General features: G+C 72.9%; 19 protein-coding genes and 1 tRNA gene. 10 read left to right on the top strand and 10 right to left on the bottom strand.

Annotated features, from left to right (window positions below):
- Positions 1-215 precede the first annotated feature (215 nt).
- The 4 genes from OHA99_RS26075 to OHA99_RS26060 all read left to right on the top strand — a co-directional run bounded on the left by OHA99_RS26075 (position 216) and on the right by OHA99_RS26060 (position 4,201).
- On the top strand, positions 216-860 hold the full coding sequence (locus tag OHA99_RS26075; protein ID WP_007449118.1) for an HNH endonuclease family protein: 645 nt from the start codon (positions 216-218) through the stop codon (positions 858-860).
- A 100-nt stretch (positions 861-960) separates the two neighbouring features.
- Entirely contained in the window at positions 961-2,637 is a 1,677-nt protein-coding gene (locus tag OHA99_RS26070) for an alkaline phosphatase D family protein (protein WP_405698084.1), read from the top strand.
- Between the two features lie 253 nt (positions 2,638-2,890).
- On the top strand, positions 2,891-3,352 hold the full coding sequence (locus OHA99_RS26065) for a DoxX family protein (RefSeq protein ID WP_153180073.1): 462 nt from the start codon (positions 2,891-2,893) through the stop codon (positions 3,350-3,352).
- Between the two features lie 207 nt (positions 3,353-3,559).
- Entirely contained in the window at positions 3,560-4,201 is a 642-nt protein-coding gene (locus OHA99_RS26060; RefSeq protein ID WP_164384931.1) for a DedA family protein, read from the top strand.
- 131 nt (positions 4,202-4,332) lie between these two features.
- Here the strand turns inward: OHA99_RS26060 and OHA99_RS26055 are convergent, their stop codons facing one another.
- Together OHA99_RS26055 and OHA99_RS26050 are read right to left on the bottom strand one after the other, a co-directional pair.
- The gene (locus OHA99_RS26055; protein WP_153180072.1) at positions 4,333-4,566 is read right to left on the bottom strand and encodes a DUF2277 domain-containing protein; all 234 of its coding nucleotides are present in this window, start codon (positions 4,564-4,566) and stop codon (positions 4,333-4,335) included.
- 4 nt (positions 4,567-4,570) lie between these two features.
- Complete coding sequence (locus tag OHA99_RS26050) at positions 4,571-5,116, bottom strand: GNAT family N-acetyltransferase (protein WP_405698081.1); 546 nt, start codon at positions 5,114-5,116, stop codon at positions 4,571-4,573.
- Positions 5,117-5,231: 115 nt separating this feature from the next.
- Here OHA99_RS26050 and OHA99_RS26045 point away from each other — a divergent pair, with 115 nt between their 5' ends.
- Entirely contained in the window at positions 5,232-5,573 is a 342-nt protein-coding gene (locus tag OHA99_RS26045; RefSeq protein ID WP_153180070.1) for a hypothetical protein, read from the top strand.
- Positions 5,574-5,623: 50 nt separating this feature from the next.
- Here the strand turns inward: OHA99_RS26045 and OHA99_RS26040 are convergent, their stop codons facing one another.
- From OHA99_RS26040 to OHA99_RS26030, 3 genes are all read right to left on the bottom strand, one after another.
- Positions 5,624-6,349 carry a DUF305 domain-containing protein gene (locus OHA99_RS26040; protein WP_405698079.1) on the bottom strand — a complete coding sequence of 242 codons (726 nt, stop codon included), beginning with the start codon at positions 6,347-6,349 and terminating at the stop codon, positions 5,624-5,626.
- 81 nt (positions 6,350-6,430) lie between these two features.
- Positions 6,431-6,901: a DUF6153 family protein gene (locus tag OHA99_RS26035; protein WP_405698077.1), complete on the bottom strand. Its 471-nt coding sequence runs from the start codon at positions 6,899-6,901 to the stop codon at positions 6,431-6,433.
- 91 nt (positions 6,902-6,992) lie between these two features.
- Positions 6,993-7,067: transfer RNA gene (locus tag OHA99_RS26030), tRNA-Val, on the bottom strand.
- Between the two features lie 228 nt (positions 7,068-7,295).
- Between OHA99_RS26030 and OHA99_RS26025 the strand changes: the two genes are divergently transcribed.
- The 4 genes from OHA99_RS26025 (at position 7,296) to OHA99_RS26010 (ending at position 10,742) form a co-directional block, all read left to right on the top strand.
- Complete coding sequence (locus OHA99_RS26025) at positions 7,296-8,066, top strand: DUF4097 family beta strand repeat-containing protein (protein WP_153180067.1); 771 nt, start codon at positions 7,296-7,298, stop codon at positions 8,064-8,066.
- A gap of 71 nt (positions 8,067-8,137) precedes the next feature.
- The gene (locus tag OHA99_RS26020; protein WP_366471968.1) at positions 8,138-9,550 is read left to right on the top strand and encodes a hypothetical protein; all 1,413 of its coding nucleotides are present in this window, start codon (positions 8,138-8,140) and stop codon (positions 9,548-9,550) included.
- A 52-nt stretch (positions 9,551-9,602) separates the two neighbouring features.
- Positions 9,603-9,824, top strand: coding sequence for a zinc ribbon domain-containing protein (locus OHA99_RS26015; RefSeq protein WP_087793020.1), 222 nt, complete (start codon positions 9,603-9,605; stop codon positions 9,822-9,824).
- A 168-nt stretch (positions 9,825-9,992) separates the two neighbouring features.
- Positions 9,993-10,742, top strand: a complete 750-nt coding sequence (locus OHA99_RS26010; RefSeq protein ID WP_153180065.1) for a DedA family protein — start codon at positions 9,993-9,995, stop codon at positions 10,740-10,742.
- Here OHA99_RS26010 and OHA99_RS26005 read toward each other — a convergent pair.
- The 3 genes from OHA99_RS26005 to OHA99_RS25995 all read right to left on the bottom strand — a co-directional run bounded on the left by OHA99_RS26005 (position 10,660) and on the right by OHA99_RS25995 (position 15,275).
- Positions 10,660-11,472 (bottom strand): HAD family hydrolase, encoded by an 813-nt coding sequence (locus tag OHA99_RS26005; RefSeq protein WP_153180064.1) that lies wholly within the window; start codon positions 11,470-11,472, stop codon positions 10,660-10,662. The genes OHA99_RS26010 and OHA99_RS26005 overlap by 83 nt on opposite strands.
- The gene (locus tag OHA99_RS26000; protein WP_405698074.1) at positions 11,472-14,030 is read right to left on the bottom strand and encodes a phosphoribosyltransferase; all 2,559 of its coding nucleotides are present in this window, start codon (positions 14,028-14,030) and stop codon (positions 11,472-11,474) included. Before OHA99_RS26000 ends, OHA99_RS26005 begins: the two co-directional genes overlap by 1 nt.
- A gap of 78 nt (positions 14,031-14,108) precedes the next feature.
- Entirely contained in the window at positions 14,109-15,275 is a 1,167-nt protein-coding gene (locus tag OHA99_RS25995) for an HpcH/HpaI aldolase/citrate lyase family protein (RefSeq protein WP_153180062.1), read from the bottom strand.
- Between the two features lie 208 nt (positions 15,276-15,483).
- On the opposite strand from OHA99_RS25995, the gene OHA99_RS25990 reads away from it, so the two are divergent.
- Positions 15,484-16,401, top strand: a complete 918-nt coding sequence (locus OHA99_RS25990; protein ID WP_153180061.1) for a TerD family protein — start codon at positions 15,484-15,486, stop codon at positions 16,399-16,401.
- Between the two features lie 94 nt (positions 16,402-16,495).
- On the opposite strand, the gene OHA99_RS25985 is transcribed toward OHA99_RS25990, so the two are convergent.
- Positions 16,496-17,233, bottom strand: coding sequence for a Tellurium resistance (locus OHA99_RS25985; RefSeq protein ID WP_153180060.1), 738 nt, complete (start codon positions 17,231-17,233; stop codon positions 16,496-16,498).
- Positions 17,234-17,384: 151 nt separating this feature from the next.
- Complete coding sequence (locus OHA99_RS25980) at positions 17,385-18,527, bottom strand: DUF475 domain-containing protein (protein ID WP_153180059.1); 1,143 nt, start codon at positions 18,525-18,527, stop codon at positions 17,385-17,387.
- Positions 18,528-18,534: the final 7 nt, after the last annotated feature.

The raw sequence follows: 18,534 nt of genomic DNA, 5'->3' as shown, positions 1-18,534 counted from the left end.
TGCGCCGTCCATAGTACGCGAACCTCCGGACGGGCCCGAGGGCCGAAGGTCCCGCACCGACTCCCGTCAAGGTCCTGTGACGAGTCACGTCGCACTCCTAGACGTGCCATGCACACGTCACTAGCTTCTTACCGACCGCACACCTGTGCGTCATGCGGCGTCGCGAGCATTGCCTTGCCCGCGCCCCAACGCCCCCACACCTCAAGGGAGTTCGCATGCCGAAGTTCTACGCGCGTCGACGGCTCGGTTTCCTCGCCGCGTTCACCGGGCTCATAGCCTCCGCCGGGCTCCTCAACGGCCCGGCCGCCTCCGCCGCCCTCCCCACCCCGGTCAGCGCCGCCACCGCCCGCACCTACCTCTCCTCCCTCACGGTGGCCTCCGAGGACCGCACCGGCTACGACCGCGACCTCTTCCCGCACTGGATCACCCAGTCCGGCACCTGCAACACCCGCGAGACGATCCTCAAGCGGGACGGCGAGGACGTCGTCACCAACTCCTCCTGCGCCGCCACCAGCGGCACCTGGTACTCCCCGTACGACGGCGCCACCTGGTCCGCCTCCTCCGACGTGGACATCGACCACATGGTCCCCCTCGCCGAAGCCTGGGACTCGGGCGCCGACTCCTGGACCACCTCGCGCCGGCAGTCCTTCGCCAACGACCTCACCCGGCCCCAGCTCCTCGCGGTCACCGACAACGTCAACCAGTCCAAGGGCGACCAGGACCCGGCCACCTGGATGCCCTCGCGCAGCGCCTACCGCTGCACGTACGTGCGCGCCTGGGTGCAGGTGAAGTACTACTACGACCTCTCGGTCGACTCGGCGGAGAAGTCCGCCCTCCAGGGCTACCTCGCGAACTGCTGACGCGCCGTCCACCGTCCGTTCGTCCATCCGTTCGGCCCGGAACCTCCCCGCCGGCCTCCGTCGTTCCGTACCGTACGGTGCGACGGAGGAGAGGATCATCATGGCGGGACTGCGCCTGGGCCCACTGCTGAGGTACGCCGACGGTTCGTGCGCGACCGTCTGGGTGGAGACGAGCGGCCCCTGCACCGCCGAGGTGCGCTGCGCCGACGGCTCCCGGGGCACGGCCCGCACCTTCCGGATCGCGGGCCACCACTACGCCCTGGTCCCGGTCGGCGGTCTGACCCCCGGTACGGCGACGGAGTACGAGGTGTTCCTCGACGGCGCGAGCGTGTGGCCGCCGGCCGACTCCCGCTTCCCGGCCTCGGTGATCGCCACGCCCACGGACGATGACGGCATGCGCGTCGCCTTCGGCTCCTGCCGCTGGGCCGCGCCACCGGCCGGCGGCAAGGACTCGGTGGGCCCGGACGCCCTGGACACCCTCTCCGCCCGCGTCGCGGCCGACCCCGAGCGCGCCCGCCCCGACGTCCTGCTGCTGCTCGGCGACCAGGTGTACGCGGACGAGGTCTCCGACGCGACCCGCCACTGGCTCGCCGGCCGCCGCGACCTGGACCGGCCCCCCGGCGACCAGATCGCCGACTACGAGGAGTACACCCGCCTCTACTACGAATCGTGGCTCGACCCCGAGGTGCGCTGGCTGCTGTCCACCGTGCCCAGCTGCATGATCTTCGACGACCACGACGTCATCGACGACTGGAACACCTCCGCCGCCTGGCTCGCCGACATGCGGGCCACCGACTGGTGGCAGGAGCGGCTGCTGAGCGGGCTGATGTCGTACTGGGTGTACCAGCAGCTGGGCAACCTCTCGCCCGACGAGCTGGCCGCCGATCCGCTCTACGCCGCCGTCCGCGAGACCCCCGACGGCACCGACGCCCTGCGCGCGTTCGCCGCCCGGGCGGACTCCGACCCGGCCTCCGTCCGCTGGAGCTACCGGCGCGACTTCGGGCGCACCCGGCTGCTGATGGTGGACTCCCGCGCGGCACGCGTCCTGGACGAGGACCGCCGCACGATGCTCGACCCGGGCGAGGCCGCCTGGCTGCGCGAACAGATCCTGGAGGGACGGGGCGACAGTGACAGCGACAGCGACAGCGACAGCGACAGCAACAGTGCGTACGACCACCTGCTGATCGGTACCTCCCTGCCCTGGCTGCTGCCCCACCTGGTGCACGACGTGGAGGCGTGGAACGCCGCGATGTGCGGCGGCGAGCGGGGCGAGCGCTGGGCGCGGCGCGGTGAGTGGATCCGGCGCGGGGCCGACCTCGAGCACTGGGCCGCGTTCCCGTCGTCCTTCGACGCGCTCGGCGACCTGATCGCCGAGGCCGGTACGGGACCGGGGGCGCCCGCGACGGTGAGCGTGCTGTCGGGCGACGTCCACCACGCCTACGTGGCCGAGCCTTCGTGGGCGGGGCGTGCGCCCGATGCGCGGGTGGCCCAGCTGACCTGCTCCCCGGTGCACAACTCCGTGCCGCTCTCGATCCGCCTCGGCTTCCGCTTCGGCTGGAGCGCCCCGGCGCGTGCGCTCGGGCGGCGCATCGCCCGGCACGGACGCTGTGCGCCGCCGGCGGTGAGCTGGCGCAGGACGGGCGGCCCCTGGTTCGGCAACCAGATCATGACGCTGACGCTGCGGGGCCGGTCGGCGCGACTGCGCCTGGAACAGGCCCGGGCGAACCGCGACGGCACGAACGCACTCCGGACGATCACGGACCGGGAACTGGCGTAGGCGGGACACGCCGGGCGGGGCGTGCGGCGGGCGGGCCGGGGTATGAATTGAGTCACGTCCGCAGGCCGCACCGCGGGCGTGGGAGCGCTCCCACCTGCCTCGGCGTCCATGCCGTACAGGTGACCGCACGTCAGGCTATGGCTAAATGTTGAACTTGCAAGTACTCGTTAGGCAGACCTAACGTGGGCAGCCCACTCGGTTCCGTCCCCCGCCGGCCGCGCCCTCGGCCGGTCGACCGAAGGAGCAACCCCCCATGCCCGAACGCCTCAACGGCACCAACGCCCAGCCCTACGTACTCGGCTTGTTCCGCATAGTCGTCAGCCTGCTGTTCGCCTGCCACGGCGCCGCCTCCCTGTTCGGCGTCCTCGGCGGCGCGGCGGGATCGGGCGGCACCATCGACGCGGGCACCTGGCCGGGCTGGTACGCGGCCGTGATCCAGCTGGTCGGCGGTGGCCTCGTCCTGCTGGGCCTCGGCACCCGCCCGGCGGCGGTCATCTGCTCCGGCTCGATGGCCTACGCGTACTTCAAGGTGCACCAGCCGGGCGCCCTGTGGCCGCTGGAGAACGGCGGCGAGGCGCCCGCCATGTTCTGCTGGGCCTTCCTGCTGCTCGCCGTCACCGGTTCCGGCGCCTTCGGCCTGGACCGGCTCCTCGCCCGGCGCACGTCCGAGCGGAAGCAGCCCGCCCCGGAACCGAAGACGCCGGTCGCGGCCTGACCGGACCGCGCGGGGCTCCCCGGCGTCACGCACGCCGGTGGAGCCCTGCGCGGTCGACAGCGGTGTGAACGTCACGCGCCGAACACACGAGCCCCCTGTGAACCCGCTGTCACACCCCCGGCGTACGCTGTATGGCTGTCATTGGCCGCTCCTGCCGTCCCCGCGTCTCGCGGCAGGCCCGGCCCACGGGGGAGTCATCGGGGAGTTGTGGTCGTGGAGAGTCTGGGAGTCGTCGGGGCACTGGTCAGCAGCCCGTGGATCTATGCGCTGGTGGCCGTCTCGGTGCTGCTCGACATCTTCCTGCCGGTGCTGCCGAGCGGTGTCCTGGTGATCACGGCGGCGACGGCGGCGGCCGCCGGTTCGGGAGCGGCGGCCGCCGGACGGGTGCCGCAGGACGTCCCCGACATCCTCGTCCTGACGCTCTGCGCGGCGACCGCCTCCGTCCTCGGCGACCTGGCCGTCTACCGCCTCGCCTGGCGCGGCGGGGCGCGACTGGACCGCGCCATCGCCCGGTCCCGGCGGCTGACCACCGCGCAGGAACGTCTCGGCGGCGCCCTGGCCCGCGGCGGCGGCGCCCTCGTCGTCCTGGCCCGCTTCGCCCCGGCCGGCCGCTCGGTGGTCTCGCTGGTCGCCGGCGCGGCCCATCGCCGGGTCCGCGAGTTCCTCCCCTGGTCGGCCCTGGCCGGGCTGGCCTGGGCCGCCTACAGCGTCGCCCTCGGCTACTTCGGCGGCCAGTGGCTGGGCGCGAGCTGGCTGGCGACGGGCGTGTCGCTGGCGGCGCTGTTCGGCGCGGGGGCGGGCGCGGCGTACCTGATGCGCCGCCAGCCCCGGACGACCGAGGCCTCGTAGGCGCACCAGCCCGTAGCGGCACCGGCCTCGTAGGCGCACCGGCCCGGTAGCGGCACCGGTCTCGTAACGGCGGCAGGTTTCGCGGCGCGGCGCGTAGCGGCACGGGCCGGGCGCGGTCGCGCCGGACGGCGTCAGGAAGCCCGGCGCGCGCCGGCGCCTCCCCGTATCTCCAGGTCGGCCAGCAGCTCGGCCGTGGCCTCGGCGACGGCCTCGACGGCGCGGTCGAAGACCTCCTGGTTGTGCGCGGCGGGCGCACGGAACCCGGAGACCTTGCGTACGTACTGAAGGGCTGCGGCCCTGATCTCGTCCTCGGTGGCCTCCTCGGCCAGCACCGGCGGACGCAGGGTCTTGATGCTGCGGCACATGACGTCAGTCCTCCCTCTCCAGGTCCACGCGCCAGTCGTTGGACCTGATCCAGTGGCCCTTCGGATACTCGAAGTCGGCCTCCCCGAGCAGCGTGAACCCGGCTCCCCGGCAGACCGCGTTCGACGCGGCGTGGCCGACGCTCGGGAACGCGTGCAGGTACCGGTGGGACCCGTCCGCCCGGGCCGCCTCCCGGACGGCGCGGGCCGCCCGCACGGCCAGGCCGCGCCCCTGGAACTCGGGCAGCACGCCCCAGCCGGTCTCCCAGACCTCGGTGTCCTGCCAGGTCCGCCGCCAGTACCCGACGGAGCCGACGGTCTCACCGCCCGCCGCCAGGGTCACCCGGTACATCCGCCCCGGCGCCGGCTCCACGTACCGGCGGTTGCGGAGCAGGAGCTGCTCCTCGCTCTCCGGGCCGCCCAGGTGCGCCGTCATCTCCGGGCTGTTGAGCCTGCGCAGCAGCCACAGGTCCCCCTCCGCCCAGGGGACCAGGTCGACCCGCTCCCCGCCCGCCCCGGTCCGCCCGCCGTCGAACTCGTCCACGCCGTCCATGTCTTTCACGGTAGGGCAGGGGTCTGACAGTCGGCCGAGGCCTCGGCGCCACCCTTTCGCGTGAACCACCGAAGGGAACGCGCGCCTCAAAATCGAACAGGCGTATCATTGGAATGTGGCTACGACCTATGATTTCCCCAGTGACCTCCTCGCCGGTCAGGAGGAACTGCATCAGGTCCGGGCCGAGCTGGCGACCCTGCTGAAGAGACTGCCGTGGTCCGTCGAACCGCTCGACGGGTTCAGTGACGACAACGGCTGGCGCAAGGTCGAGCGCCCGGCCTCGCCCGGCTGGTCGGCGGACGACCAGGCCGAGGTCGAGAAGCTCCGGCAGCGCGAGCGCGAGCTGGCCGTGTTCGTCAGCACCCATCGCTACTGGTCGGAGATCACCGGCCCCGACCAGGTGAGCGCCCGGTCGGCACTGAAGCGCGCCCACGAGGCCCCGCCCGGGGACGCCTGAGGACGTCGCGCGCGGGCGGGACCCGTGGGCCGGGCCGAGGAGCCGCGGACTCAGTCCTTGCCGTTCCCGCCGTCGTTGCCGTTCCCGCCGTCCTTGCCGTCCTTGCCGTCCTTGCCGTCCTTGCCGAGGAGCTTGTTCATCTCGGTGATCTCGGCGTTCTGCGCGGTGGCGATGGCGTCGGCGAGGTCCTTGGCCGGGGCGTAGCGGCCCTTGGCCTTCTCGGTCCCGGCCATCTCGACGGCACCCTCGTGGTGCTCGACCATCATGGTCAGGAACATCGTGTCGAACTCCCGGCCGGAAGCCTCCTTCAGCTTCGTCATGTCCTCGTCGCCCATCATCCCGGGCATGCCCGAGTGCGCCGAGTGGTCCATGCCGGGCATCGACTCCGGCACTTCCTCGCCCCAGGCCGTCAGCCAGCCGGTCATGGTCGTGATCTCCGGGTCCTGTGCCTTCTCGATGCGCGCGGCGAGGTCCTCGACCCCGGCCGACGCCGACCGGTCCGCGGCCAGCCGTGCCATCTCGAGCGCCTGCCGGTGGTGCGGGATCATGCCCTGCGCGAAGGCGACGTCCTGGGCGTTGTGCGCGTTCTCGCCGGTCTCGTTCCCGGCGGTGCTCCCCGCCTCGGCGCCCGCGGAGGCGGAGGCGTGCGGGCCCTCGTGACCGCTGCCGCCGTCACCGTCGCCGCCGCAGGCGGCGAGGAGGAACGCGGCGGTGGCCGTCGCCGCCGCCAGGGCGGTACGGCGCGTGCGGATACGGATGCTGGTCCTGCTGGTCATGCGTGAACTCCTGCTGTGAGGGGGGATGGACATGCCGGTGCACCGCGCCGCGCCCTGGCGGCGCGGGTGCGGGGGCGGTGTCTATATCCGCAGGAGCTGGAGTTCGGCGAGGGAGGGCGGCGCCCGCGCACCGTCCGGTGCGCCGGCCGCGTACGCCCGTACGATCCCGTCGCACCCGACGACGGGGACCGGGTCGGGGACCGGCGCCGGCAGCACCGGTCCGTCGCTCACCGCGCCGGACGCGCACATCGCGTCGGCGTGCCGGAGATGGCCGCCGCCGCAGGAGCCGTCGTCCTGGGGGCAGCCCGCGTGCGCCGTGCCCGCGCCCGTCGTCGAGGACGCCGCCGCACGCGTATGCGTGCCCGGGGACGGGGACGGGGACGGGACCATCGGTGCCGCCGACGCGTGCGGATGCCCGGCGGAGTGCTCCGGGAGGCCGCCGCCGGGCGCCAGCCCGTGCATGCCGAGGAGTCCGGCGAACAGCCCGAGCACGCACACGGCCCGCCACCACCGCGCGGGCGGTCGCGGGACGTACGGCTCGGGGCTTCTCACGGACCTCATCCTAGGGAGGCGGGGAACGAGCGCACGCGTAAGGCCCCCGGAAGAACTCCGGGGGCCTTCGCGCCGACGACGGCGCCGGTCCTGGTGGGCGCGGACGGTTTCGAACCGCCGACATCCTGCTTGTAAGGCAGGCGCTCTACCCCTGAGCTACGCACCCAGGACGAGTCGACAGCCTACATGGCCCGCGGCGCTGCCCGGCAAACGTGTTCGCACCGTGCCCGGCCGGCGGGCCGGGGGTTATCCCCACCCCGGATCCGGTAGCGGTCCGGATCCCGGCGGGGGCCCGCGCTCCGTACGGTCGAAGAGCCTCGCCGATGGGGGCCGTCCGCCACCGCGGAGGGCCTCGGGCGCGGCACCTCGCCGTCCGTTCCAGGGGGAGACCGCCATGCCCGCCCGTACCGTTCCCGTCCGCGTGTCCGCCGCCGTCGGCGCCGTCGCCGTTCTCGTCGCGGGCCTGAGTGCCTGCGCCTCCGCGTCGGACGACAAGGACCCCGAGCACCGGTCGTTCGACCTGCCGGGCCGCACCCTCACCGTGGACACCGACGACTCCGCCCTGGAAGTCGTCGCCTCGGACGACCACGCGTCCGGCAGGATCGAGGTGACCCGGTGGTTCTCCGGGTCGGTCGCCGTCGGTTCGGACCCCGAGGCGACCTGGAAGATGGACGGCGACCGGCTGGTGCTGCGGATGCACTGCTCCGGCATCATCGCCGACTGCGCGGCCAAGCACCGCGTCGAGGTGCCGCGCGGCATCGCCGTCAAGGTGCGGGACGGGGACGGCAGCGTGCGGGCGAGCGGGTTCGAGGACGCGCTGGACATCCGTACCGGCGACGGTTCCGTGCACGTCACCGACTCCTCGGGGCCGCTGAAGCTGCGCACCGACGACGGCTCCGTACGGGCCGCGGTCTCCTCCCGCCGGGTCAGCGCGCACACCGGCGACGGCTCGGTCCGGCTGGACCTCGGCGCCGTCCCGGACCAGGTGGAGTCCCGTACGAGCGACGGCTCCGTGACGATCTCGCTGCCCCGGGCCACGTACAAGGTGTCCACCGACACCGGCGACGGCGCGGTCGACGTGTCGGTGCCCACGGACGACACCAGCGCGCACGTGGTCGACGCCCGGTCCGGTGACGGCAGGATCACGGTCCGAACCGCGAACTGACCGGCCCGTGTGTTCGTCCTCAACGGGTGGGAGAATGAACCCGGGCAGGACGGACGACACGGGAGAGTGATGTGACGGCGACGCCATCGCAGCCGGACTCGCCGACGGCGGTGCGCGCCCAGCGCCCACCGCGCCGCTCCCACCGCTCCCGCCCCGGGGCGCCCCGGCCGGTCCGTGACGCGCTCACCCTGATGGGCCTGCCGCTGCTCGCCGTGCTGGCCCTGCCCGCCGCGTTCGCCGGGGGCGGTACCCGGCGCTGGTTCGGCGGGCGGGCCGAGAGCCAGCGGGCCGAGGCCCAGACCGCCAAGGACGACGCGGCCGCCGCCTTCTACGAGCTGGACACCGCCCAGCGGGACCTGCGGATCTCCATAGAGACGATCGCGGCCGTCGACTCCTCCCCCGCCGCCCGGCGCGCGGTCAGCGACTTCGAGGCCCTCGGCCGGCGCATCGACGAGGTCAGCCACCAGTACATCAGTGCCGTCGACGCCCACGACCTGGACCGGGACGACCTGGAGGCGTCGGCCGCCGCGCAGGCCCGCGGCGAACTGACCGCGGCCAGGACCGAGCTGGGCCGGGTCAAGCAGGAACTGGACCGCTTCGCCGAGGGCCTCGGCCCCCTCCTCGGCAAGGCCGAGACCCAGCTGGCGCGCCTTGCCCCCGCCGTGGAGCGCGCCCGGCAGGCCCTGCTCGCCGCCTCCGACGCCCTGGACTCCGCGCGCGGGTCCGGTCTGAAGGCGGACGACCTCGCCACCCGTCTCGCCCGTCTCGGCCCGGAGCTGACCCGGCTGAACCAGGGCGCGGGACAGCACGGGGTGCCCCAGACCCTCGAGCGCGCCGAGCGGGTCACCCGGGAGGCCGAGGCGGTCCGCGCCGAGGCGGAACGGCTGCCCGAGCGCGCCGCCGAGACCGGCCACCGGCTGGTCTCCCTGCGCACCCGCGCCCAGGCCCTGACCACCCGCACCGGACAGGTCGAGCCGGTCCTCAGCGAGCTGCGCCGGCGCTTCACGGCCGCCTGCTGGCAGGACCTCCAGCACGTGCCGGAGCAGGCCACCGCATCGGTCCGGCAGGCCGAGGAAAAGCTGGCCGAGGCCCGGACCGCCCGCGACGAGCAGCGTTGGCCCGACGCCACCGCCCTGCTGTCGACGGTGCGGGCGCTGCTGAACTCGACCGACGAGGCCGTCTCGGCGGCCGGCGACCGGCTGCGGCAGCTGAACGCCGTGCAGAAGGACCCGCAGCAGGAGATCGAACGCACCCGGTTCGCCATCCGCGACGCCCAGCGCCTGGCCATGGCCGGCCGCAACACCCCCGAGCCACGCCACGCGCGCCCCCTGGACGAGGCCGTGGCCCGGCTGGAGCGGGCGGTCACCACGCTGGAGGGGCGGCACCCCGACTACTGGCACTTCCTGACGGAGACGGAGGCGGTCCGGCAGACGGTGGCCCAGGTGGTCACCCGGATCCGCGAGGAACGCGGGGCCGGTCACTGATCACCCGGGACGACCGGGTCCGCCGGCCGGCCGTGCCGGTTAACCTGTGCGCATGCCTCGCTACGAGTACCGCTGCCGGACCTGCGGCGACACCTTCGAACTGAGCCGTCCCATGGCCGAGTCCTCCGCTCCCGCCGCCTGCCCGGCGGGTCACGGCGACACGGTGAAGCTGCTGTCGACGGTCGCGGTCGGCGGCTCGGCCTCCGCGTCCGCGCCGGCGCCCTCGTCGGGTGGCGGCGGAGGAGGCTGCTGCGGCGGGGGCTGCTGCGGCTGAGCCTGCCGCGACGGGCTGCCCGCTCTCTCCCCTCCCCCGGCCGCATGATCCCGGCACGGCGAGGAACCCGCGCAGGAAGGCGTCCGCAGCGGACAGCGAAGGGAGCCGCCGTGTGCCCCGTGCCCTTCCTCAGGATCCCTTCAGCCGCGGTTTCCTAGCGTGGGCGTCATGACAGCCATCGCAGCGCAGCCGGCCGCGGACAGCGGCGCGGGCCCGCAGTGGATCAACGACCTCATGGACGCCCTCGGCGCACCGGGCGCCGGTCTCGCCATCGCTCTGGAGAATCTCTTCCCTCCCCTGCCGAGCGAGGTGATCCTGCCGCTCGCCGGGTTCGCCGCGAGCTCCGGCCGGATGAACCTGATCGCCGTCCTGCTGTGGACGACGGCGGGTTCGGTGATCGGCGCGCTCGCCCTGTACGGGATCGGTGCGCTGCTCGGCCGGGACCGCACGGTGGCGATGGCGGGGAAGCTGCCGCTGGTGAAGGTGTCCGACATCGAGAAGACGGAGGCGTGGTTCCTCAGGCACGGGACGAAGGCCGTGTTCTTCGGGCGGATGATTCCCATCTTCCGCAGTCTGATCTCCGTCCCGGCGGGTGTCGAACGGATGCGGCTGCCCGTCTTCCTCGCCCTGACGACGCTGGGCAGCGCGATCTGGAACACCGTCTTCGTCCTGGCAGGCTATGCGCTGGGGGACAACTGGTCCGAGGTGTCGGGGATCGCCTCGACCTACTCGAAGGTGATCCTCGCCGCGGCCGCCCTCGCCCTGCTGGTCTTCGTCGTCATGCGGCTGCTGCGTCCGGGCGCCGGCCACCGCAGGCGGGGCCCGGACGACAGGTTCAGCGAGCCGGGCTCGCCGCGCGCAGGAACTCCCGGAGGATCCGCTCACCGGCCAGGACGCCGCGCTCGGGCAAAGCGCTGATCGTCGGGGCCGTCCACCCGGAGTCGGCCAGTTCGCCGTGGCCCGGGCGCCAGCCCCGGTCGGCGGCGAGCAGCAGGTCGGCGTCGAGCAGTGAATCGCCCGCGGCGAGGGTGAGTTCGGCGCCGGTGCGGCGGGCGACCTCGCGCACGGCGGCGCTCTTGGTGAGCGGCTTGGGCACGGCGTAGATCTTGCGGCCCTGGAGGGACACGGTCCAGCCGCGGTTCTCGGCCCACACGGCGAGTTCCTTCACCCAGTCCTGGGGCAGCAGGTCGCGTTCGACGACGAGGTAGGCGAAGAGGTCCTCGGCGACCCGGTGCTTGCGCACCCACAGCGGGTCGGCGGTGTTCGTCAGGTGGTCGCGGACCTCGGCCAGCGAGGCGCATTCGTCGGCCAGCCGCGCGGTCACCCGGGCGTGCCAGGCGGGGTCGGAGACGCCGTCCACCAGCAGGTGGCCGCCGTTGGCGCAGATCGCGTACTTCGGCGGCGGGCCGGGCAGGTTGATCCGCTGGTACTGCTTGCGGGTCCGGGTGGTGGTCGGCACGAAGAGCGCCGTGTCGCCGAGGTCGGTCAGCAGCTGGGCGGCCGTCTCGGTCAGGTAGGACAGGGGTCTGCTCTCGTACACCTCCACGCACAGCAGACGGGGTGCCCGCAGGTCGGGCATGGTCAGTCCGAGCGCGGCCGCGGAGTAGATGAGCGTGCGGTCGAGGTCGCTGGCGACGAGCACCGGCATCAGAGCGTCACCGCCTTGCCGTCGGCGCCGGTGGCGCCCCGGGTGTACTGGGGGTGGATCAGCCCGACGCAGGTGTAGGGCAGGCCGTCGACCTCCTCCACGGGCACGCCCCGCTGCTCGGCCAGCAGCCGGACGTGGTCCAGGTCGGCGCCGGCGCCCGCCCGGGCCAGCACCTTCCACGGCACGCGGCGCAGCATCACCCGCGTGGTCTCGCCGACGCCGGGCTTGACGAGGTTCACGTCGTGGATGCCGTACTCCTCGCTGATGCGCTCGACGGCGGCCCAGCCCTCCCAGGTGGGGGTGCGGTCGGCGGAGAGGAGGTCCTTGACGTGGGTGTCGACCGCGTCCGTGACGTCCGGGAAGCAGGCGGAGACGGCGTCGAGGAAGGCCGGTGACAGGTCGGCGCCGGCGAGTTCGCGGTAGAACTTCGCGCCGTGGAAGTCGTGCGGGCCGACCAGGTCGGCGCGGAGCACGGTGCGCGAAACGAGGCCGGAGACGGTCGAGTTGAGGCAGGCCGAGGGGATGAGGAAGTCGTCCCGGGTGCCGTAGGTGCGTACGCAGGAGCCGGGGTCGGCGAGTACGGCGATCTCCGGGTCGAAGCCGGTGACGCCGTCGGAGGCCTCGAAGTCGCGCAGGGCGGCGGCGAGTTCGCGGGTGATGGCGCCCTTGCCGGTCCAGCCGTCGACGAAGACGACGTCGGCGGGGTCGTGGTGGCCGGCCAGCCAGCGCAGGGCGTTGGCGTCGATGCCCCGCCCCCGGACGATCGACACCGCGTAGTGGGAGAGGTCGAGGCCGTGCCGGTACTGCGCCCAACGGCGCATCAGCACGCCGACGGGGGTGCCCGCGCGGGCGAGGGAGACCAGGACGGGGCGGGGCGAGCGCTCCGCGAGGACGATCTCGGTGACGGCGCCGACGGCGCGCGCCAGCCGGGCGGCGGACGCCTCCAGCGCCGCGTGGAACAGCTCCTGGTACTGCTCGCTGGGCTGGTACTCCACGGGCAGCGACTCGGCGTAGTGCGCGCCGCCGCTCTGGATCGCCTCCTCGCGCTCCTCGGTCGGCGCCTCCAGCGTCACGTCGGAGAGGTCCTGGAGCAGCCAGCCGACCTCGTCGGGCGCGTACGAGGAGAACGCGGGGCCGCGCAGCGGCTCGGGCAGCATGGAGGGCCTTTCCGGGGCTTGCGGGACGGGCGGGACGTCGGGGACGTACGACGGGACGACCGCGAGCAGGACGTGGGGGACGTGGGCGGCGAGCCGGGCGGCCAGCCCGTCCGGGGCGTGCAGCGCGGGGGTGTCGGCCGCCGAGTCGACGACGGCGACCACGGCGTCGAAACCGGCGCCCGCGACGTTGTAGGCGTAGCGCTCGCCGGGGCCGTCGGCCGGGTCGTCGTGCGCGGGGAAGACCAGGCGGGTGCGTATCGCGTAGCCGGGGTCGTCGACGGCGAGGACGGGAGAGCGGGTGGTGGTGGAGTAGCGCACGTCGACGCCGTCGCCGGCGGTCTGCTCCAGCGCCCGGGCCAGGCGGAGCGGGGCGTACATCAGCTCCTCGAAGCCGAGGACGAGCACCCGCCGGGCGCCGGCGGGCAGCGCCTCGGCGATCCGGGCCGCCATGCCGGGCAGGGCGCTCTCCAGCCGGTCCCGGTCCGCGGCGGTGAAGCCGTGCCGGCCGCCGTCGGGAAGACCGGCGGGCCAGCGCAGGTCCACGGGGGTGGCGCGGGGGTGGGTGCGGTGGTCGTGTGCGGGGCCGACAACGCCCGCCGGGGGCGCGACCGGCCACGACGGCGCCGCGGACGACGGACCACCGGCCTGCGCGCTCTCCGCCTCGTACCGCGTCACCAGGGCCTGCCCCTTCTCCAGCACCCCGTCCGGGAGCCGCACCGTCCCCGAGGCCGCCGCTACGAGATCCACCCGCGCGCCGATCTCCCGCGCGAACTCCTCGAGGCGCCCCGCGTCCGCCGCCGACCGCATGTCCACCAGGGCGACCACCACGTACCGCTCCCGCGGATACCGCTCGTGGAGATCGCGCACGGTGTTCAGCACCGTGTTCCCCGTGGAGAACTCGTCGTCGACGAGGACCAGCGGCCCGTCCCCGGCCAGCAGCGCGGGGTCCGCGGGCAGCAGGAGGTGGGAGGTCGCGTGCGAGTGGGACTCCTCGAAGCCGCCAGCCCGGGCGACTCCGGTGACCGGACGGCGGGTGGAGTGCAGGTACGGGGCGGGGCCCAGGCCGTCGGCGACGGAGTGGCCGAGTCCGGTGGCGGTCTCCGCGTAGCCGAGGACGACCGCGCGTTCGGCCGCGTCCGCGCCGAGCAGCTCGCGGACCCGCCGGCCGAGGGCGACGCCGTGCCCGTACACGACGGAGGGCGACTGCGGGACGTGTTTGCCGAGCACGTTGGAGACGAGCAGGTGCGCCCGCTTGGGGTTGCGGCGCAGGGCGAGCCCCAGCAGGCCGGTCAGCGCCTCGTCGCCGGCGAGTTCGACGCCGAGCCGCTCGGCGACCCAGCTGCCGGACCAGACTCCGACGGGCTCTTCGGCGTGCCCTTCGGCGTGCGCCCTCTCGGTCATGTACTCGTGCCTCCCGTTGTCCGCCGCGGCGTGCGCCCGGCGTCGGTCATGGATCGCTTGCGTCCGGTCACCCGGCGTTCAGTCGGACAGGCCGGCGGCGAGCAGCTCCACGAAGCCGATGTCCTCGTTCGCCACCCCGAAGACCTCGGCGCGCAGCAGGGTCCGCTCGGCCCAGGCGCGATGGGGCTTCACCTCGTTCATCTTGTTGGTGTAGGCGGACCTCATCACGCCTCCGCCACCCCGTTCGGGCCGCAGGATGTCCTGGGCGTCGCTGTACTCCTCGTGGCTGACCACGGACAGCGCGTGCACGGGGAGCACGTGCGAGGGGTGGATGCAGGTCTTGCCCAGCAGGCCGTTGGCCCGGTCCAGGGAGATCTCGCGCAGCAGACCGTCCATCGAGTGCTCGATGAGCTTCTGGCGCAGTTCGACGGCCTGTCCCTCGAGGAAGGGGCTCTGGCGCAGTTGCGGTTTGAACATGCGCTCCTGGACCCGGAAGTACTCCCACACGGGTCCGGTCACCGTGAAGCCGGTGCCGTCGGCGCGGGCGAGCATGTTCACCACGTCGGCGATCACGGAGGCGACGATCTGGACGTCGTAGGCCGTCATGTCGGGGCCTCTGCGCAGCCCGTAGGAGGAGCAGAAGTCGGTCACGCCGAGCCGCAGGGCGAGGACGCGGTCCCGGTACTTGTCGACCGCGCGGAAGATTCCCTCCAGCGTCTGCACCCGGGTCTCCCGGTACAGCAGGTCGGGGGACTCGAGCACCGGCATGGCGAAGAGCCTGCGGCCGCTGGTGGCCTCGGCCGCGGCGAGCGCCTCCAGGAAGGGCATGCCGCGTTCCTCGGTGAACTTCGGCAGTACGAATCCGGACAGCAGCCGCACGGCGGGGCCCAGGCGATGTACGAGGTCCGGTATCTGCTCGGGGGTGCGGACCCGGACGAACAGGAGGGGCAGGTCGACGCCGGAACGTTCCGCCAGGTCCGTGAGCCGGCGGACGAGGTTCTCCTCGCCGAAGGGCACGTCGGCGTCGTCGATCGAGTCCTCCAGGCACAGCACCATCGACACCAGCCCGCGGGCACCCTGTTTCAGGATGTCGTCGGCGAGGCTCGGCCGGGTGGCCGGGCTGTAGAGCGTGGCGCCCAGGGCCGCGGACAGCAGCCGGGCCGGGGAGTCCGCGGTGAAGGTGCACGGCTCCTGATGGAAGAGACGCTTCCGCACATCAGGGGCCATCTGTCCGAAGTGACGCATTTGAACTCCCCCGTGGTGTCTGGGCAACCTGTTGATCGACGAAAGGTGGCCGGTAATAGTACGTATGTATCCGTGTCGGAGGTTCCCACCGGGCATGAATTCCAGGTAACCCGGCCGTGTCGGCGACGGCGAGCCGGGGCGGGCGGACACGAGCCGAGTACCCGCCCCCGCGTTGTCGTGACCAGGACCGAGAGGGCAGGATGACGGCATGACGCACGCGATGCTGAAGGGGTCGAACGTCCCGCTGCAAGCCACCACGGTACGCGCCGTGCTGCGCTGGACCCCCGGGCAGGGGGTCCCCGACGTCGACGCCTCCGCGCTGCTGCTGGGGCCGGACGACCGTGTGCGTTCCGACGAGGACTTCGTCTTCTACAACCAGCCCCGGCACCCGTCCGGCCAGGTCTGGCGGCTCGGCAAGAAGCGGGTCGCCGAGGGGCTGACCGACACGATCCAGACAGACCTCTCCGGGGTCGAGCCCTCCGTGGGCCGGATCCTGCTGGTCGCCTCGGCGGACGGGGTCGCCTTCGACCGGGTCACGTCGCTGCGCATCCTGCTGCACGACGCCGCGGCCGCCGACGCGGAACCGCTGGCGTACTTCGACGTCAAGCCGGAGACGGGCGAGGAGACGGCGCTGATCTGCGGCGAGCTGTACCGGCGCGGGGAGGGCTGGAAGTTCCGGGCGCTGGGCGAGGGCTACTCCAACGGGCTCAAGGGCCTGGCGACCGACTTCGGCATCTCGGTGGACGAGTCGGAGGGCGCGGACGATCCCATGTCGGCCCCCCGGCCCGAACCGTCCCCGCCGGCCCCCGCCCCGTCCCAGTCCGCGCCCGCCGCGTCCGTGTCGGCCCCGCCGGTGGTCGGCCCCGACCAGCCGACGGCGGTGCAGCCCCTGCCGGAGGTCTCGCGGCCGCTGCCGCCCGAGCAGCCCGCCGGCGTACCGGCGCAGCCCGCGTACGGCTATCCGCAGCAACCGGCACCCCAGCCCGCCTACGGGTATCCGCAGGCGCCCGCCGCGGCCGGGGTCACCGGGGCGCAGTCCGGGTACGGCTATCCGCAGCCGGTCACGGGGGCGCCCGACCCGGACTTCCGGCTGCCCCCGCAGGGGCCGCAGTTCCTCGGCCGGTAGCCGCCGCGGAGGGGCCGCACGGCCGCGGGACGCGCCAGGGGCCCGGACACCGGCTCAGCGGCCCGGGTACGGGTTCAGGGGCCCGGGTACGGGCTCAGCGGTCCGCCTTGCTCTTGTGCCCCCGGCCCCACTGGAGGCCCCACCCGTACAGCCGGTCCAGTTCGCCCTGGAAGCCGTACACGAACTTCACCTCGCGGCGGACGATGATCTCGTCCTTGACGTTCTCGAGCATCACCACGGCGCACGACCGGGCCTGCGGATGGCGCTCGTCGAGGCCTATCTCGATGCGGGGGCCGTTGCTCGGGTAGAGCGTGACGACGGCGTGCGTCCGGTCGAAGGCGGGGGTCTGGTCGTAGATGTAGGCGAAGAGCAGCAGGCGCTTGATGGCGTCCCGGTGGTCGAGGTTGATGTACAGCGTCTCGCCGGAGGCCGAGCCGAAGCGGTCGTCGCCGCTGAGCTTGACGTAGGGCGGGGCGTTGACGTCGCCCAGGAAGCCGCCGAGCGGCTGGACCACCCCGCGGGTGCCGTCCTGGAGTTCGTAGAGGCAGCCGAGGTCGAGGTCGACGTTGACCATGCTCTGGCTGTGGCCGACGACCTCGGGGGGCTTGAGCGCCTTTAAGGGGTGCCGCAGCAGGCTCTCCCGCTGGACGCCCGAGATGTCGGAGGTCCGCATCCGCCAGGAGAGGTTGACGCGGAGATTGCCGGTCGCCGCTCCCTGCTTGGTCAGGGAGACCTGGCTGTGCCGTTTGGTCAGCTGTATGGAGTTGGTCGCCGCGCTGCCCGAGTCGAACTCGGACTCGCGGCCGCGCCACAGCCCGTCCAAGAAGCCCATTCCCGCCCCACCTTCGCGTCACCGCCGACGGGGCGGCCCCGAGGAGTCGTCCTCGTCGGCCGCCCCGCTCAGAGCGTTCCTCGTCCGGGCCGGGTTCACACCCGGGGCATGGGCGCACCGGGAGCGCGCCCCGGCCCGGAGATCAAGGGTTTCACACCCCGGAGGAGACCTCCGCCTTCTCCTGGTCGCCGCCTCCGCCGGCCGCCGCCAGTGCGCGGTTGCGGCGCACGGAGGAGAAGAAGGACCAGGCGATGAGGGTGACGCCGACGAGGCCGGTGATGATCTCGTGGATCTCGTACTGGATGGTGACCAGCAGGATCACGGCGAGGGCGCCGATGGCGTAGTGCGCGCCGTGCTCCAGGTAGACGTAGTCGTCGAGGGTGCCCTGGCGGACCAGATAGACGGTCAGGGACCGCACGTACATGGCGCCGATGCCGAGGCCGAGGGCCATCAGGACGATGTCGTTGGTGATGGCGAAGGCGCCGATGACGCCGTCGAAGGAGAACGACGCGTCCAGGACCTCCAGGTAGAGGAACATGAAGAACGCGGCCTTGCCCGCCAGCGCGACGGCCGACTTGGGCTTGCCGGTGCGCGCGGCCCGCTCTTCCTCCTCGTGCTCGCGTTCCTCCTCCTCTTCGAGTTTGTCCTCGAAGTAGCCGGAGAGACCGCCGACGATCATGTAGGTGATCAGACCCGCGATGCCCGCGAGCAACACGGTCTCGGCCTTGTCGGCATGGGCGCCGCCGTGCTGGTGGGCGTGGGCGCCGAAGGTGATGGCGGAGACCAGCAGCACGATCAGGGCGATGCAGACCGACAGCATGTCGACCTTGCCGAGCTTGGCCAGCGGACGCTCCAGCCAGGCCAGCCACTTGATGTCCCGGTCCTCGAAGATGAAGTCGAGGAAGATCATCAGGAGGAACATGCCACCGAACGCGGCGATCGACGGATGGGCGTCCGTCACCAGCTCCTGATAGCGGTCCTTGTCGGTGAGCGCGAGGTCGACGGCCTCGATGGGTCCGAGCTGGGCGCTGATCGCCACGATCACGACCGGGAACACCAGGCGCATGCCGAACACCGCGATGAGGATGCCGATGGTGAGGAAGATCTTCTGCCAGAAGGCATTCATCTTCTTCAGGATCCCGGCGTTGACCACCGCGTTGTCGAAGGACAGCGAGATCTCCATGATCGAGAGGATCGCCACGATGCCGAAGGCGGTCCACCCCCCGTAGAAGATCGCCGCGACCAGGCCGAGCGCGGTGACCGCGAACGACCAGCCGAAGGTTTTCAGAAGCACTGGCTAC

It is taken from the genome of Streptomyces coelicoflavus (genome assembly GCF_045041415.1).
Lineage (GTDB): Bacteria > Actinomycetota > Actinomycetes > Streptomycetales > Streptomycetaceae > Streptomyces > Streptomyces coelicoflavus.
Note: the sequence above shows the minus strand (reverse complement) of the source record. Positions and strands in the feature narration are given on the sequence as shown.